This window comes from Mycobacterium sp. SMC-17 (genome assembly GCF_045310915.1).
Taxonomy (GTDB): Bacteria; Actinomycetota; Actinomycetes; order Mycobacteriales; family Mycobacteriaceae; genus Mycobacterium.
The window spans coordinates 113953-129802 of sequence record NZ_JBJIAK010000007.1 but is presented as its reverse complement, the minus strand read 5'-3'; the positions used below and the strand labels follow the sequence as shown (position 1 = coordinate 129802).

Annotated in this window: 12 protein-coding genes; all 12 read right to left on the bottom strand. The window is 70.5% G+C overall.

Going from position 1 to position 15850, the window contains the following annotated elements; translation table 11 throughout:
- Positions 1-12: 12 nt before the first annotated feature.
- The 12 genes from eccE to ACJH7A_RS07315 all read right to left on the bottom strand — a co-directional run bounded on the left by eccE (position 13) and on the right by ACJH7A_RS07315 (position 15827).
- Positions 13-918: a type VII secretion protein EccE gene (gene eccE, locus ACJH7A_RS07370; RefSeq protein WP_406775400.1), complete on the bottom strand. Its 906-nt coding sequence runs from the start codon at positions 916-918 to the stop codon at positions 13-15.
- Entirely contained in the window at positions 915-2294 is a 1380-nt protein-coding gene (gene mycP / locus ACJH7A_RS07365; RefSeq protein WP_406775401.1) for a type VII secretion-associated serine protease mycosin, read from the bottom strand. The genes eccE and mycP overlap by 4 nt, the downstream gene beginning before the upstream one ends.
- Positions 2294-3715, bottom strand: coding sequence for a type VII secretion integral membrane protein EccD (gene eccD / locus ACJH7A_RS07360; protein ID WP_406784387.1), 1422 nt, complete (start codon positions 3713-3715; stop codon positions 2294-2296). Before eccD ends, mycP begins: the two co-directional genes overlap by 1 nt.
- The gene (locus ACJH7A_RS07355) at positions 3693-4565 is read right to left on the bottom strand and encodes an ESX secretion-associated protein EspG (RefSeq protein WP_406801700.1); all 873 of its coding nucleotides are present in this window, start codon (positions 4563-4565) and stop codon (positions 3693-3695) included. Before ACJH7A_RS07355 ends, eccD begins: the two co-directional genes overlap by 23 nt.
- A gap of 53 nt (positions 4566-4618) precedes the next feature.
- Positions 4619-4906: a WXG100 family type VII secretion target gene (locus ACJH7A_RS07350; RefSeq protein WP_020103897.1), complete on the bottom strand. Its 288-nt coding sequence runs from the start codon at positions 4904-4906 to the stop codon at positions 4619-4621.
- Positions 4907-4948: 42 nt separating this feature from the next.
- Positions 4949-5242 carry a WXG100 family type VII secretion target gene (locus ACJH7A_RS07345; RefSeq protein WP_212808036.1) on the bottom strand — a complete coding sequence of 98 codons (294 nt, stop codon included), beginning with the start codon at positions 5240-5242 and terminating at the stop codon, positions 4949-4951.
- A gap of 61 nt (positions 5243-5303) precedes the next feature.
- Positions 5304-6860 carry a PPE family protein gene (locus ACJH7A_RS07340; RefSeq protein WP_318984727.1) on the bottom strand — a complete coding sequence of 519 codons (1557 nt, stop codon included), beginning with the start codon at positions 6858-6860 and terminating at the stop codon, positions 5304-5306.
- 1 nt (position 6861) lies between these two features.
- The gene (locus tag ACJH7A_RS07335; protein WP_318984728.1) at positions 6862-7170 is read right to left on the bottom strand and encodes a PE family protein; all 309 of its coding nucleotides are present in this window, start codon (positions 7168-7170) and stop codon (positions 6862-6864) included.
- Positions 7170-11159, bottom strand: coding sequence for a type VII secretion protein EccCa (gene eccCa, locus ACJH7A_RS07330; RefSeq protein WP_318984729.1), 3990 nt, complete (start codon positions 11157-11159; stop codon positions 7170-7172). The genes ACJH7A_RS07335 and eccCa overlap by 1 nt, the downstream gene beginning before the upstream one ends.
- Complete coding sequence (gene eccB, locus ACJH7A_RS07325; protein WP_406801665.1) at positions 11156-12754, bottom strand: type VII secretion protein EccB; 1599 nt, start codon at positions 12752-12754, stop codon at positions 11156-11158. The genes eccCa and eccB overlap by 4 nt, the downstream gene beginning before the upstream one ends.
- Complete coding sequence (eccA, locus tag ACJH7A_RS07320; protein ID WP_406801699.1) at positions 12751-14592, bottom strand: type VII secretion AAA-ATPase EccA; 1842 nt, start codon at positions 14590-14592, stop codon at positions 12751-12753. Before eccA ends, eccB begins: the two co-directional genes overlap by 4 nt.
- A gap of 347 nt (positions 14593-14939) precedes the next feature.
- Positions 14940-15827 (bottom strand): class I SAM-dependent methyltransferase, encoded by an 888-nt coding sequence (locus ACJH7A_RS07315; RefSeq protein ID WP_133425889.1) that lies wholly within the window; start codon positions 15825-15827, stop codon positions 14940-14942.
- Positions 15828-15850: the final 23 nt, after the last annotated feature.

Below are 15850 nucleotides of genomic sequence, written 5' to 3'. Positions count from 1 at the left end.
TCCGGATCGGCGCTACGCCCGCGCCGCAGACGCAACGGCAGTGTCAGCGCCGCGTCCCGACAGCTCCGCGAGTAACTCGCTCGTCAGCGCACCCGGCCGCGTGCCGAGGCCGCCGGCCGACGCCGGGGCCATCGCCGCGAGCAGCGGCCCCTGCCGGCCCGACTCGCGCGCCAGGCCCGCGACAGCCGCCGCGGCGGGAGCGTTGGCCGTGCGTACCGCGCAGGCCGCGGAAATGGTTGCACCAGGCGCGAACTCGAGCACCGTCCACAGTTCGGTCGCCGAGGCCAGCTCGGCCAGACAACCGGGCAGCCGCTGATCGGCGGGCAGCCCGTATGCCGTCAGGTAGCCGTCCTCGTCACGGACCGCACGCCACGTCTCCCGCGCGCCGTCTGACCGGGGCGCGGGCGCGGCGTCAGTGACCGCGACCGGGACGCCGGCTTCGCGCAGCTGGTCGGCCAGCCGTCGGGCCACCTTCTCCGCGGTGTCCGCGAGCGGCAGCTCCGGCGAACGTGCCTGCAGCGCAGCCAGATTCGATGCGGCCGCCACGGTCACGCTGACCCATGCGCTGCGCGCGCCGTCGAGTCGGCGTTCGGTGACGCGCACCGAGTCACACCGCACGCCGTACCGGTCCACGTAGGACGTGACGAGAGGCAATGCGTCGTAAGGGAATTCGTCGGCTTCCAGCACGACAGTGACCTGACCGGCCGACGGCCGCGCGGCACCGCGCCGGTTCCGGCGCCATACCGCGAACCGCCGGGCCACCATCGTGGTCAGGAACATGCCGCGCCACCAGGCGAACACCAGCAGCACCACGGCGACCGCGACACCCAGGATCCACTTGTGCGGCGTCGTGTGCCACGGGTACGTCATGGCCGCCGGGATTATCACCAGCAGTGCCAACGTGATTCGGGCCGTCATCGGGCGCCGTCCTTTCTTCGGTACGCGACCAGGGCGATCAGCGCGGCGACGGCCAGCACTGCCGCACCGGTGAAGGCGATGGTCCGGGGCGTGGTGTCCTTCGGCGCCGGCTCCGGCGGCATCGCCACCGCAACAGATTTCGGCGCCGGGGCTGTCGCCGGCACGTCCCAGGTCAGTGCCGCAATGGGGTCGACGACGCCGGCGCCCACCAGGTTCGACGGCATGCGCGCGGCACCGTGCGCGGTGGCGGTCAGCCGGTGCATCACGTCCGCCGCATTGAGTGCGGGGAATCGACTGCGCACCAGGGCCGCGACGCCGGCGACGTACGCGGCGGCGTAGCTGCTGCTGCGCAACGGGAACAGGTCACCGCGTTCGTTGGGCAGTGCGTTGGCCAAGCCGTTCACGCCGGTCGACGCGACGTTCTCCCCTGGTGCCGCGATGCCGACCCAGGGGCCGGGTGTGGTGAAGTCCGACGGTTGTCCGGTGGCGTCGAGCGAGCCGACCGACAGCACGTACGGCTGCCACCAGGACGGGATGGACACCGACTTGACGCCGGCCCAGTTGCGCGGGTCGGCCGTGTTCCCGGGATTGTCCAGGGGGTTGGCCTCGCAGGACGGGCCGCCGGCCAGGCCGGCCCGATCATTGCCAGCGGCGGCGACGATCACCGCATCCTTTTCCTGCGCAGCGTATTTCAGGGCCGCGCCCAGTTCGGTCTGATCGACAGGCCGGTCGGCGGGCAGGCAGGTGACCGCCGTGATGGCGATGACCTTGGCGCCGCGGTCGGCGGCATGCACCACGGCCCGAGCCAGTGACGCGACCGCGATGGTCGCATACGCCGCGGCCGGATCTCCCCCGTTACCGCGGGGCGCGTACCGCTCCGACGTCTGACGGATGGCCAGGATGCGGGCGCCCGGCGCGACGCCCGAGAACCCGTCCGCGCCCGGCTGACCGGCGATCAGTCCGGCCACGAGCGTGCCGTGGCCGTCGCAATCGGTGAGCCCGTCGGTGTTCTCCACATAGTCGCCGCCGGCGTCCACATTGGGCAACCGCGGACCGGGATGCACGCCGGTGTCGATGACCGCCACCGTCTGTCCGTCACCGCGGCTGAAGGCCCAGGCACCCGGCACATTGAGCAGGGTGTGGCCCGGACCCGGTGCGCCCGGATCGGTGCCGGGCAGCACGCCGGCGGTGACGCACTGTCCGCGCTGCCCCATCGCCGCGACGGGGCCGACGCTGCCCGATGGCGGCGCCGCGTGTTCGTCGACGTGCGGCGGCACGACGGCACCTGCGGTCGGCACCAGCGCCGTCGGCACCACTGCGGCGGTGGCGGCGAAAGCGGCTGTCAGGACGGAGATTCCGCGCCGGATGGCCACCATCACCGGTTGATGACCCAGGCGAACAGACCCACCAGGTAGGCCAGCACCGGGATCAGCGAAGCGTCCAAGGCCGTCGCCGCGAAGCCGACCAGGCGACGCATCGGCAGCGAATAGGTCTGCGGGTCGGCGACCTGCGGGTTCAGTGCGGCCACCACGCCGACCGCGACGAGCACCGCGAGCACGCCCAGCGACCACCATGCGTTGGCGTAGTGGCCACCGATCGCGAACATCGTGAGAAGCACGGCCGCAACGAGATACGGCTGGCCGAGCAGCCACACCTTGCACGGCACCGAGTCCCAGATACGGGCCCGCAGCGCCGTCGCCAGTGCCGCGGCCACGACCACGTACCACGCCCACGGCGACGGGTGGGCCCCGGCCACCAGGACCACCGAGCCGGTGGTCATGGTCAGCACGGCACCGGCGAGGAAGCCCGTCTGGTGTGCGTCACACACGCGGACTCGGCGCGGCAGATCAGCCAGCACGGACCGCGGCAGGGCCGACGGCGTCGGGTCGCCCGGTGCCGGGATGTTCGGCACCGGGAAGCGCGCCCACAGCGTCGACAGCTGCGCGGCCTGGACCATGACCAGCAATGCGAAAACGATTAGCACAGCACCGATCACGGCGTTGCCCAGCTGCCAGATCGACGCAGCGCCACCGACGATCACGCCTGCGATACCGAGGACGGTCGTGGCGGTGAAGGCCGCGATGGCCTGCCCGCCGACGGTGATGCTGACGATCGACCAGGCCGCGACCGCTGCCGCACCGAGGAGCAGGGCGGCCGGACCGGTCGGGCCGGGGACCGCCAGCGCGAAGGCGGCACCGACCGGCAGCAGTGCCGCCAGGCTCAGGGCGGTCGCGAGCCGCGGCATGGCCGGACGGGTCAACAGCGCAGCCGCGACGGTCAGCACCGCCACGCCGATGACGGTGAACAGCCCGGCCGGCTGGCCGGTACGCACCCGCACCAGTGTCGCCAGCGCGGTGGCGAGCACCGTCAGGGCCACGACGGCCCACGCCGCGAAACGCCGGATATGCGCGTTACCCCAGGGGTTTTCGCGGGCGGCGGAGAAGATGGCGGCGGCATCGGCGATGTCCTCGACGATGCGCGGCGCCGGCGGACCCGCAGGCACGGGCTGCAGCGCCAGCAGGTCACCGTCGACCACACCGACGGTGTCGAGGGTGGCGTCGAGGCTGTACGCCGCACCGCCCAGCGGCGCGAGTGACAGCTCGGCGGGGGCTGCGGAGTCGGGTGCCCCGTTGACTCCGACGATGCGCCGCACGGCAGGCACGATCTCGCGCAGGGGCAGGCCGGCCGGCAGGGCTACGTCGGTGAGTCGCCCGCGACCACCCTGCTCGTCGCCCGCGGCAAGCACCGCGACCCGCACAATCGGCATCGCGGTACTACCAGACGTGTTGGGGGACATGTTCTTTCCGTTCTCCAGTCGAGGTCTCGAAGTCTCGGGTCAGGTTCGCCGTGGGGAACCAGGGACCGTCGGGCAGTGTCGCGGTCAGCCGCTGCACCGCAGCGGTGACGGCGAGGTCGGTGCCCGGGGTGAAGTTTGAAATCCAGGTGCCGTCAGCGGCTTTCACCGGTGCGACGACGACGCGGCCGGCGGCGGTGTCGACGATGCTGACGCCGACGTCGGTGCTGATCCGGTGTCCGTCGCGGTGGTCCCCCGCTACGATCTCCACATAGCTGCGGCCGGGTGCGAAGGCGGCCCGTACGACGGCATGCGCGGACACCGGGATGCCGAGGTGCTCCATCACGTGGTCCAGCGAGTCGCCGCGGCGCAGTCGTTCGTCGGCCTTGGCCCCGATGTGGGCTGGCATCGCGAATTCGTCGAACCGGGCCGGCGCCCGGCCGGACAATCCTGCCGTGAGCACCGGTACCAGTGCATCCGTCGACGCGACGGTCAGTTCGGTGCAGGTCATCAGGTGCTCGCTGCGCAAGACCGCCACGGTCAGGTTGCCGTTGCGCACGAGAATGCCGCGCAGCATGGCACCGGCTCCGGACACCCATCGCAGTTCCAGCCAGCGCCGGGGCCGGCATACGGCCCGAATCCATTGCGCGACAGCGGGATGCACGGAGCCATCGGCGGACAGCACCCCCATCCGCGTCAGCGCGGTGACCTGGTCGGCGTCGAAACCGCCCTTGGCGGCGGGGTCGCTGTAGGGCTGCGTGATGGCCAGCACCCACGGAAAGCCCCCGGCGCCGAGACGGTCCGCGAGGAACCAGGCTTGGTCCGCGGTGAGTTCTACCGCGGAGACCGGGATTCCGGCGCGTTCCGGGTCACCGAGTGACCCGGAACGCGCCGAAACCGTTGGACCTAAACCCACTTGGCGCCTTCGGCGCTGTCGCGTGCGCTCATCGACAGCGTGTTCGTCTCGTGGGTGCTCGCCATCGCCCGGTAGGCGTGGACGAGTTCTTCCATCGCGGTGTTCCACTGGGCCTGCCACGCCTGGTAGCTGGTTCCGGTGTCACCCTGCCAGGCGCCGGCCAGCGCGGCCTGCTCGCTGGCGATGTCGAGGCCGACGGCGTGCAGAGCACCGGCGTAACCGGTCATCTCACCGGCGTGGGCCAGCATCGCCGGGTAGTTGTACATGATCTGGGACATGGGATCTCCTCGCTGCTAGGTGTCTGGGTGTGGGTGCGGCGGTCAGACCGAGGTGTAGGTGCCGGCCGCGGCGGTGTCCTGCGCGACGTAGGTGCCGGCCGCGTCGCCGAGGTTGGCCTGCGCGATGTCGAGCAGGGCGTTGACCTTGGCGGCGACCGCCATGAAGCGGACGTGTGCGGCCTGGAACGCGACGGCCGAGTCACCCTGGTGGAAGCCCTGGGCCGACTGCGCGGCCTGTTCCGCCTGGGCGATGGTGCTGCGCATCAGTGCGGCCTTGGCGGAGAAGGCCGACTCGGAAGCGACCAGCTGGGGGATGTGTGCGTCGAGCATGCTCATAGTGATTCCTCTCGGGATTCGTCCGGATTCTGTTGGTGGTCAAGTCTTTTCGTCCGCAGGATCAGCGGTTGGCACCGCCTTCCGTGTCCCAGCTGCCGGGCAGCATGGGTTCGGTGACACCGCCCCCGTAACCGTTGCCGGTCAGGCGGTTCAGGCCTGTTGCCTGCTGGTCCTGGCGGGTCACCGTGCCGCTGAAACCGATCGGTCCGGCACCGCGGGCCGAAGCGAGAACATCGGCACGGGGAGCCCGGTCTGAACCGGCGTCATCCCCGAAGTCCGGATCGACCTCCGAGTTCATGTCCATGTACTCGTCGCGGACACCGCGCTCTTTCGCTGCGCGGCGGCGACGGGCGCGGCGACGCTCGGCCGCGGCCGCTGCCGCGGCTGCTGCTGCGGCGGCAGCGATGCCGGACGCCGGTGCCGGCGCGGTGGCGCCGTCCCGCACGGTCGGGGTGAAGCCCGGTCCCGGATCGTCGACGGCCACCGCGTATGCCATCAGCGGTGCCGGCGCTGCCGGCGCGGGAGCCGCTGCCGACGCGGCCGGAGCGGGTGCGGGCGCACTCGCCGGGGAGGCGGGGGTCGCCGGCACCGTCGGGGCGACGCTGACGACCGGCATCTGGTGGTCGACGGCCTGCAATTGCGGCGGCGGCGGGAACGCGTCGGCGACTTCGGGATCCGGCACGTAGTCGGGTTCCAGCAGGGCCAACAACCCGAGGCTCGACAGGCCGACGGCGATCAGCGCCGGCCCCCACAGCGGTGCCGACAGCATCGCGCCCCAGGTGCCCCAGCCCACGGGCTGGAAGAACGCCTGATAGCCGAGCGCGAAAAGCAGTGGCCCCCAGGTGACCAACGCCTGCGAGGGGTTGGTCAGGAAGTCGAAGATCATCTGCTGGATCTGGCCCAGCGGATCCTGCAGGAACTTCCAGATCAGATCGCCGCCGGGCAGCGTCTTGATGTAGTTGTACAGGTAGTCGGTGATCGCGTTCGACGTGTCCAGCGACGTACCGGCATCCGCTGCCTGTAGTTGGGCGCCCGCCTGCGTCGCGCTCGCCGACGCGGTGCCGGCCTCACCGATGCCCGCCGCCAGCATCATCGGTGCCGGCGTCGTCGTCGGGGCCGCCGCCACCGCCGCGCCCGACACCGCCTGGTAGGTGCTCATCACGGTCGCGGCCTGCAGCCACATGCGGGCGTAGTCGGCTTCGTTGAGCGCGATCGGAATCGTGTTGATACCGAAGAAGTTCGTCGCGATCAGCGCGGCGTTCACGACGTGGTTGAGGGCCAGTTCGGGAAGCGTCGGCATCGCGGCCAGGGCGGTGGTGTAGGCCGCCGCGGCGGTCTCGTGCTGGACCGCGTTGGCGGCGCTGTTGGCACTGGCCTGTGCCAGCCACGTCAGATACGGCGCGTGGGAGGCGATGTACTGCTCGGCGCTCGGCCCCTCCCAGGCCCCCGCCTGGACCTCACCCAGCAACGCGGTGAGTTCAGCTGCGGCCGAGGCATATTCGGCGCTCAGCGACTGCCACGCAGCCGCCGCGGCCAGCAGGGAGCCCGGACCGGGCCCACTGGACAGCAGCGTCGAATGGACCTCCGGCGGCAACGCCATCCAGATGGGGGCGGTCATGTCAGCCCAGGACCGTGACGTAGGTGGCGGCGGCTTCGGCGTCGCCCGTCGCGTAGCTGATTCCGGCTTCGGTGACACCGCCGCCGGCGCGGCCGAGTTCGGTGACGCCCTGCGTCGCGACCGCCTCGTGCTGTGCGCCGTGGGCGCTGAGGCTGATCGCCGTCTGCAGCGAAACCGGATCCGCGGCGGGCGGGATCACCGCGGTGACCGCGGGAGCGGCCGCGGCGTGGGCGGCGGCGAGCCGAGCGGTGAGCGCCTCGACGGCGGCACCGGCTGCGGTCAGTCCTTCGGGAACGACGCGCAAGGTCATCAGTGGAACTCCCCTCGTTGTGTTCCGGTGGGCCGCCCGGTGATCGGGTCTGCCACCAGCGGATTGATCAACTGGACATACGTGGCCTCGTCGCTGTCGCCGAGCACCATGGCCCGACCGGCCGGCAGCCGGTTGAACCGGTGGCCGCGGATGCGGCCGCTGTCCTGCGGGTTGCCGGACAGCATCACGGTGGTGGCCTGCAGCTCGTTGAGCCTGCGCAGCAACGGAGCCGTCATCACCGCGTGGGCGGAGCCGGCGGCCCGGGCGGTGACGATCACCCGCAGACCCAGTTCGGACGCCTGGGACAGCAGCCCCAGCAGCGCCGTCCAGGGCCGCTGGCCGACGAACGGACCACTGACCGCGGGGGCATCCGGGATCTGGTCGACGTCGTCGATGATCAGGTAGTGCAGGTGGTTGCCCTGCCCGTTCCGGTATGTCCAGCCGCTCAGCTCGGCGGCCGTCAGACCCGCTGGGGGCCTGCGCTTTTCGAGCAGCGCGGCCAGACCGAGCATCGCCGGGGTCACGCGGTCGATGTTGGGCGTGTACTCGTTGTCCGGGAACAACGGCTCGTCCACCAGGTGCAGCCGGCGATCGATCACGGTGAACGCGACCGACTCCGGCGTGGCGTTGTCGCGGACCGTACGGATCACGTGCCGCAGCAGCGTGGTCTTGCCGGACTTGGCGTCGCCCAGCACCATCAGCAGCGGGTTGGCCGCGAAGTCGACCGTGACCGGGGCCAGGTCCTGCTCGCGCTGACCGATGACGATCGTCTCGGGGCTGTGGTACAGCGGCGCAAGGGTTTCCGGGGCCAGGTCCGTCGGCAGCAGGCGCACGGGCGGCGCCGTCTGCCCCGGGTACCGGTCGTTGATGGCGGCGATCGCACCGAGATCCGGTTCGGCGAACAGGAAGTGCTCGGCTGCCATGGTCAGGCCGCGGCCCGGCTGATCGGCCGGGACGCCGTCGGCGGGGCGGGACAGGGCCGCCACTCCCGGATTACCCGCGGACCGCACATTGCTGTCGCGCGAGTCGGCCAGCTTGAGCTCGAGCCGCAGGCCCAGGCCGTCGCGCATCGCCAGCGGCACCTCGAGCCAGTTCGGCGTCGTGATCACCACGTGGATGCCGTAGGCCATGCCGGTGTTGACCAGTTCGGTCACCTTGGACAGCAACGGGTTCCGGGTGTTGAACGTGTCGGTGTTGTCGCGGCTGAACGCGTACAGGTTGTCGATCACCAGGAACACGTCGCCGTAGCCGTCATCGCGCAGGTCGCCGTCACCGGCGGCGGCGCGGGCCTGACGCGACGCCAGCAGCTGCTCCAGCTCGCCGAAGGTGCGACGGATGCGCTCGGGTTCCAGCGGTGACGCGACGCTGCCGACGTGGGCCAGCGGCTTGAGCGAGCGCAGCCCGCCGCCGCCGTAGTCGAGGCAGTAGAACGTGACCGCACGCGGCGAGTGGGTCGCGGCCGCCGACAGTATGAACGTCTGCAGCGCAGTCGATTTGCCGGACTTCGGCCCACCGTGGATGACCAGGTTGGCGGCCGCCGACGTGGCGTCGAAGACCAGCGGGTCGCGGCGCATCTGGAACGGCCTGTCGATCTCGCCCAGCGGCCACCGGCCGTGGCCCGCGGGAATCTCGGTACCGGCCAACAGCTCCGGCAGCGCGATCGGCTCGTCCAGCGGAGCCAGCCACAGGCGCGGCGCCTGCGGGCCGTACTGCGCCAACTGCTCGCCGATGGTGGCGACCAGCTTGCGGGGCGGACGCAGGTCCGGTGCCGTGTCGGTGACGATCACCGTGTCGGGAGCCGGCGTGACATGACCCGCCGGGAAGAGCTGTGGCTGCGGAACCGCATGCACCACAACCGCTTTCTCGGCACGTGGCGGGTCATAGATGCCGTCCACGTAGGTGCTGCGGAACTTCACCGGCACCGCGCCCGGGGTGGGGACCAGGAAGCCCTCGCCCTTGTGTTCCGGACCGGCCTCGATGTGGTACGCGTCCTCGACGCCGATGATCTGCCGGCTGATCGACGGGCTCGCGACCTTCAGACCGATGCGGTAGGAGGTGTTCTTGTCGATGTCCTTGATCCGGCCCACGTCCAGCGTCTGCGACGCGAACAGGATGTGGATGCGGAACGAACGGCCCTTGCGGGCAACGTAGTCGAACAGCTCGGCGTACTCGGGATGGTCGGCGAGCATCAGGGAGAACTCGTCGGCGACCACCAGCAGCGTCGGGATCGGCGGCAGGTCGTGTCCGGCTGCCTGCGCCGCCTCGTACTCCAGCACCGAGTTGAAGGCGCTGCCCTGCACGCGGCGACCGGCCTCCATCAGCAACTGCTCACGCCGGGCCACCTCACCGCGGAGGGTGTCCGCGAACCGGTCGGCCAGCGAGCGCTTCTCCGCCATGTTCGAGATGACGGCCACCACCTGCGGGAAGTCCCGGAAGATGTCGGCGCCGGCCTCGCCCTTGAAGTCGGCGTAGATGACGATGAGGCGGTCGGCCGAGTGAGTCGTCAACAGCGACAACAGGATCGACATCAGGGTCTGCGACTTGCCCGAGCCCGTCATACCGATCATCAGACCGTGCGGACCCATGCCGCCTTCGGCCTCGTCCTTCAGGTCGAACATCAGCGGTTCACCGGTGGCGGTGACACCGATGGGCACGCGCAGCTCCTCGGCCCGCGAGCGCGGCGCCCACAGGCCGGCGACGTCGAGCGCCGCCGCGTCCGGGATGCCCAGCAGGGTGCCGAAGGTGGCCAGGCCGGCGCCCGTGCTCCGGGCCCGGTTCGGGTTGGAGTCCCAGCGCGCGAGGCCGCGGGCCAGGTGCGCCGCGGCGTGCGGCGAAAAGTCGTCGGCGACATCGAAGTACGGCTGCCAGCCGGCCGCGGCCCACCGCTCGATGCGGCCACCGGACACGCGCAGCACCGGGCGGTCGGGGTCCGGGTACTCGGGCTGTTCGGTGCCGCGCTGCAGCACCGTGACACCGGCCAGGCCGGTCCGCGGCAGCAGCTCACCGAGGTCGGCGTCCGGGTCGTCCACGACGATCAGCAGGTGCCGCAGCGGCGTGCTGTCGGCGCCGCCGAACGGTTGCCGGTCGGCGAGCTCACCTGACATGAGGGCGGCGAGCTCGGGGACGCCGGCGGCGAGGTAGCGAGCCGGGCCGACACCGTCGATCTGGCCCGGGATGTCACTGTGCGGCAGCCACTTCAGCCACGACCACGACTCCGATTCCAGCGCCTCGGCGTCCGCCGCGGCCAGGGCGATCCCCAGCAGGGCCGGGTCGTGCCACGTCACCGCTTGCGCGATCCAGGCCCGCAGCGCGCCGCGCACCTCATCGGCATCACCGAGCACGGTGATCCGCGAAACCTTGGCCAGGTCGATACCGCCCGGCACCGCGGGCACCGTCCGCTGCACGTCGAGAAGTCCGCGTAGTGCGCTGTGCGACACCGGTTCCAGATCGATCTCGGCCGCGGTGTCCTTGACCTGCAGTACCGTTTCCAGGCGGGCGTCGTGCAGACCGGCCCGCACCACCAGGTAGTCGGCGTCGTGCGGGTCGCGCTCCCACTGGCGACGGGTGCCGGCGACTGCGGCCAGCTGGTCGGGCGCCGGGTGGGACCACTCGCGGGCAGCGCGCTGCTCGGCCGCCTGCGCCCGCACGTTGTCCCGCACCACCGACAGGTAGCGCAGGTAGTCGGCGCGTTCGGCGTCGACCTCCTCGGTCCGGGTCTTGTTGTCCGAGCCGCGGTAGAACGCGGTGGCCGCCAACAGGAGTACGAACGGGAAGAACAGCGTCTGCGGCGAGATGACGCGCATGCCGGTGGCCACCAGGGCCACGATCATCCCGACGATCAGGATGACGATCAGGTAGGGCAGCACCCGGCGCAACAACGACGGCGGCACCAGCCGCGGCAGCTCCGGCGGCGGCTCGATGGTGATGACGCTCGCGCGGGTTGCCGGGATGGGCAGCCGGCGCCGCGCTTCGAAGATCAGACGGCTCACGGGTTCTCCCTCACGGCGATTTCGACTGCCGGGCTCGTCCGGGTGGGCACGAGCGCCGGGACCTGCAACGCCTCACTGCGCGACAACGTCGGGCCGGGCGTGAACTGGCTGAGGATCGACCACGGCACCGGCAGCGGTGATGCGGTGAGTCCCAGCGCGGCAGGGGTTTTCCGGTTGGCATTGGTGGCGTCACCCTCGGTGGAGATGCCGTAGCGGACGCCGGTGTCGCTGATCCAGTAGCCCGACAGCGCCGGGGTTCCCCCCTGGCCGGTGGCCTGGACGAAGTAACCGGTGCCCGGGGTTACCGCGACGCGCTGCGCGGTGCCGGCCGGGCCCGCCAGTGCCACGGTGTGCGCGTCGGCGGGCAGCGGCAGCGTCGCTCCCGCCAGGAGGGTGAGCGAATTCGTCGTGGCACCATCGTGTTTGGTCCAGCGGGCGCAGGTCAGCGGTGCCTTGGTGGCGTCGACGACGGTCAGCGGGCGCTCCGGGTACGCCGCGGTGTTGATCGCGGTGGAGACCGGGATGCGGGCGATCTGGTCGGCGCTCAGCCGCGGCGGCTGCTCCAGACCGTACGAGTCGGTGTTGCGCAGAATCGCGGCGACGACCTGTGAAATCGGTTGCAGGCCATCGTCGAGGACCGCGTAGTACCGCACCGCGTTGTCGGTGGCGGCCTCGGTGGTGACGGCGGTGACCACGGCGCCGACGGGTGCCGCGACCGGCATGGGGTACGGCGTTGGCTGGCCCGCGTTGACGATCACCGGTGCGGCCAGCGGGGCCGACTCGGGGATCGCGTTGAACAGGCCATCGGCGATGGCACGGGGCGCGGGCAGGGCAGTTCCGTTGGCGCCCAGGCCGAGTGCTGCCGTCACCGCGCGGTTGTTGAGGTCGACCGCGCTGCGCTTGCCGTTCCACAGCAGCCAGCTGCCGCCGTTGACGCCGGCGGAGCCGACACCGTCGTTGCGCACCAGCACGGCATCGTTGGCACCCAGCGCGGCCGCGCGCGATCCGCCTTCGGCGAGCGGGCCGGTGATCAGGGTGGCCCCCACGACCTCGCCCGTGGCCGCGTCACACACGGTCCAGTCGGCGTCACGAGAAGTGTTGGGCACCATGCGTTCCGGGGCGCCCGGGATGCCGATGAGGCTGCCGCGCGGGAACTTGTCCAGTTCCGCGCTCGGGACGAGGGTCGGGTTGTCGGGCCGTCCGGCGATGAGCCGGGCCGACGTCAGATTGAGGACAGGGTGCAGTTGGTCGCCGACCCGGACATACAGCGCCGAGGTCTCCCGGTCGGCCAGGATCACGTTGTTGCCCGCGACACCCGCCGGCCGGATCAGGGAGAAGACGAAGCAGCCCGCCAGGCCGGTGACGAGCACCAGTGCGCCGACCAGAACCGAGCGGCTCTGGGTCCGCAACGGGTCGACGAGCATGCGGGTGTCATGCAGGGCCACACCAGAGGCGATGCGCCGCATGAGGAATCGCCAACCGGACACCTGGTGCCGCGTGACGAATCCGCGGCGGTAGTGGATCTGGTCCGGGTTGTCGTTCACCGGTGTACGGGAACTGAATGTCAGTCGATCGGTCTCATTGCGCTTGCTCATGCGCGATCCGCCTTCGGCTCCTCGCTGGGCACCGCCAGTCCGAGGCCGCGCAGCAACGGCGCGGCCGAGTTGCTGACGTCACCCGCGGTGATCGTCATGAGTTCGTCATCGGTGAAGTCATGTGCGGCAAGGTGATCCAGCCGGTACTCACGTTCTTCCTCGGAGCGCTCCACCAGGTTTCGGACGAAGCGGCCGTTACCCGCGATGTCCAGGCTGCGGCGCGCGACACCGGCAGCGTCGGGCGTCGTCGCCGTCGCGAGGTGCCCGAACAGCTGCTCCATCTCCTTCTGCGCCGCGGGTTCGAAGACGCTGTCGCGCTTTTCGGCCATCCGCATGGCGATCTCGGTGAGTTCGGTCGCCGAGTAGGACGGGAAGTCGATGCTGCGGGTGAAGCGCGAGCGCAGACCTTCGTTGGTGTCCAGGAACATGTCCAGGTCCTTGCGGTAGCCGGCGATGATCACGACCAGGCGGCTGCGGTCGTTCTCCATGCGGGCCAGCAGGGTGTCGATGGCGACCAGACCGAAGTCGTTCTTGGCGCCGGTGGACACCAGCGCGTACGCCTCGTCGAGGAACAGCACGCCGTCGAGCGCGCTGTCGATGATCGCGTTGGTCTTGGCCTCGGTTTCACCGATGTGCTGGCCGATCAGGTCGGCACGGTGCACCTCGCGCACCGTCTCTTTACGCAGCAGGCCCAGGCCGCAGTAGATCTTCGCGACCACGCGGGCGATGGTCGTCTTACCGGTTCCGGGCGGTCCGGCGAACACCAGGTGATTGGTGCGCTGGGCCACGGCCAGGCCCCGCTCCTGCCGCCGAATCGACATGGCCACAGAGCTTTTCAGCCGGGCCACCTGATACTTGACCTCTTCCAGGCCGATGAACTCGGCGAGCTCGGCCTCGGCTTCGACGAGCAGATGCGCCTTGCGCGACTTGGCATCCGGGTCCACGAAGTCGGCCTCGGTCGGCTCGGTCTCGGGATCCCACGGGTTGTGCCGGGCCTCGATCCTGGCGGCGGTCGTCGGGTCGATGCCGAAGCTGGTGTCGGTCAACGCATGTTCGGCTGCGGTGTTGTCGGGGTGCGCGGCATACAGCTCGGCCAGCACGTCGGTGGCCTCGTCGTCCTCGCCCTGCGCCCGCAGCGACAGCGCCTTGACGAACGTGCCGTCCACGGCGGCGACGGACACCGGTCCCTCGGGATCCTCGAGGTGCGACAGCGCGGGAGCGAACATGCCCAGGTGTGCCAGGGCGATACCCAGCGCCACCCGCGCGGCATGCGCGTAGTTCGCGTCGAGGCTGGGGTCGTTGACGATCGGGGTCAGCTGCCGGACGACGTCGGACCAGCGGCGGGTACGGTGGTGCATCGCCACCCGCACCCAGCGCGCCGGCAGCCAGCCCGGCTTGCGGTCGAGCAGGTCGCCGACGAGCTGATCAGCCTCTTCGTAGGCGCCGGCACCGGCGAGCGTCGCGGCGTAGGCCAGCTGGAAACCGTCGCGGTCGGCGGCGCGGAACTGCAGGTACAGACCACTGTCGTAGGTGAAGCCCAGATCGCCGTCGGCGAGGTCGAGGGCCTGCTGCAACACGCCCGCCGACGAAACCGTCCGCCAGATGGCCTCGACCACGTCGGGCGTTGCCGCGCCTGCGGCAGCCAAGCCGGTCCAGGCGTCGCAGTGCTCGCCGGCGATGCGCGTCAGAGTCAGGAAGCCACCCAGGGCGGCATCGAGGTCGGCCGGGCGGCGACGGCCGTCGACGGTGAGGCCGAGCGCCAGGCAGCCGGTGGCGAACCGGGTCAGCACGTCACGGTCGACCCGTGATACCCGCTGTGCCGCATCCACTTCGGCCACCACTGTGTTACTGCCCGCGGTGCTCGGTCGCACGTGGGTCCTTTCCGTCGTCGACACGCCAGGGGACAATCCACTCATCTGGCGGCCGCCCTAAGAAGGAGTCGGCATGCGGATCGGGTTGGTTCCCGACGGGCCGAGAGACGGGCACTGTGCCGTCGTGCGGGCGCGCCTTGCTGGAAGTGCGCCGCGGCGGATACCGCAAATGTGTCAGTGCCCATATCTGTGTTCGCGGGATATTAGAGTCCCCGCATATCTCCTTAAGTATGCCTAAGCTAACCCCTGCGAAGTTAGCATTGCATAACTTAAGTTGTCGAGACGCACCCCACCGCATCAGCGGGTGACGACGCTCACTCCTTAACGGCAGTGACCAGGGTGTTCGAGGCGATCATGGTCGCCGCTTCGGGGTTCGTCGGCACCGGACGGCCCACCGAGCGGAAGTAATCAGCGAGCCCGGTTGCCTCGGCGCGCCAGCCCCGCGCGCCGAACCAGTCCGCCGCGGGCGCGATCTGCTCGTTGTAGATCAGCTTGAAGAAGCCCTCCGCCATCTCGTCCCCGGCAGCCCGCTTGGCCGCGAACACCTCGGCAGGCATCGGCTTGCCCTCTTCGATCGCCACCCAGCTGCCGGGTGCCGCCAGCTCATCGATTCCGGTGAACAGATCGCCCTGTGCCGTCGCGGGCAGATAGATCAGCAGCCCCTCGGCAATCCACGCCGAGGGGCGCGACGGGTCGAAGCCGGCATCGGTGAGCGCTGTCCGCCAGTCGTCGCGCAGGTCGACGGCGATCTCGCGGCGTTCCGCCTTCGGGTCGGCCCCATTGCCCGCCAACACTTCCCGCTTGAACTCGAGGACCTGGGGCTGATCGAGCTCGTAGATGACGGTGCCGTCCGGCCAGTCCAGGCGGTAGGCGCGGGAGTCGAGCCCCGCGGCCAGCAGCACGACCTGGCGGACGCCGGCCGCCGCGGCGCGCTGGAAGTACGTGTCGAAGTACTTGGTCCGCGAGCCCTGGAAGTTGATGAACGGTTCGCCGAACTCCGGCGTCGCCAACGGGTGTTCCGGTGCCTCGCCGTCCAGCACGTCGGCCCAGACGCCGCCGACCGCGCGGGTGAACATCTCGGCATAGTGGTCCACCGCAAGCGGATTGGGCTTGGCCGCTTCCAATGCTCGCGCCGCGGCCACCATCACCGCAGTCGATCCAACACTCGAGTTGATGTCCCAGCTGTCATTGTCGGTCCGCACCCGCGCGAGGGTACGCCGACAAC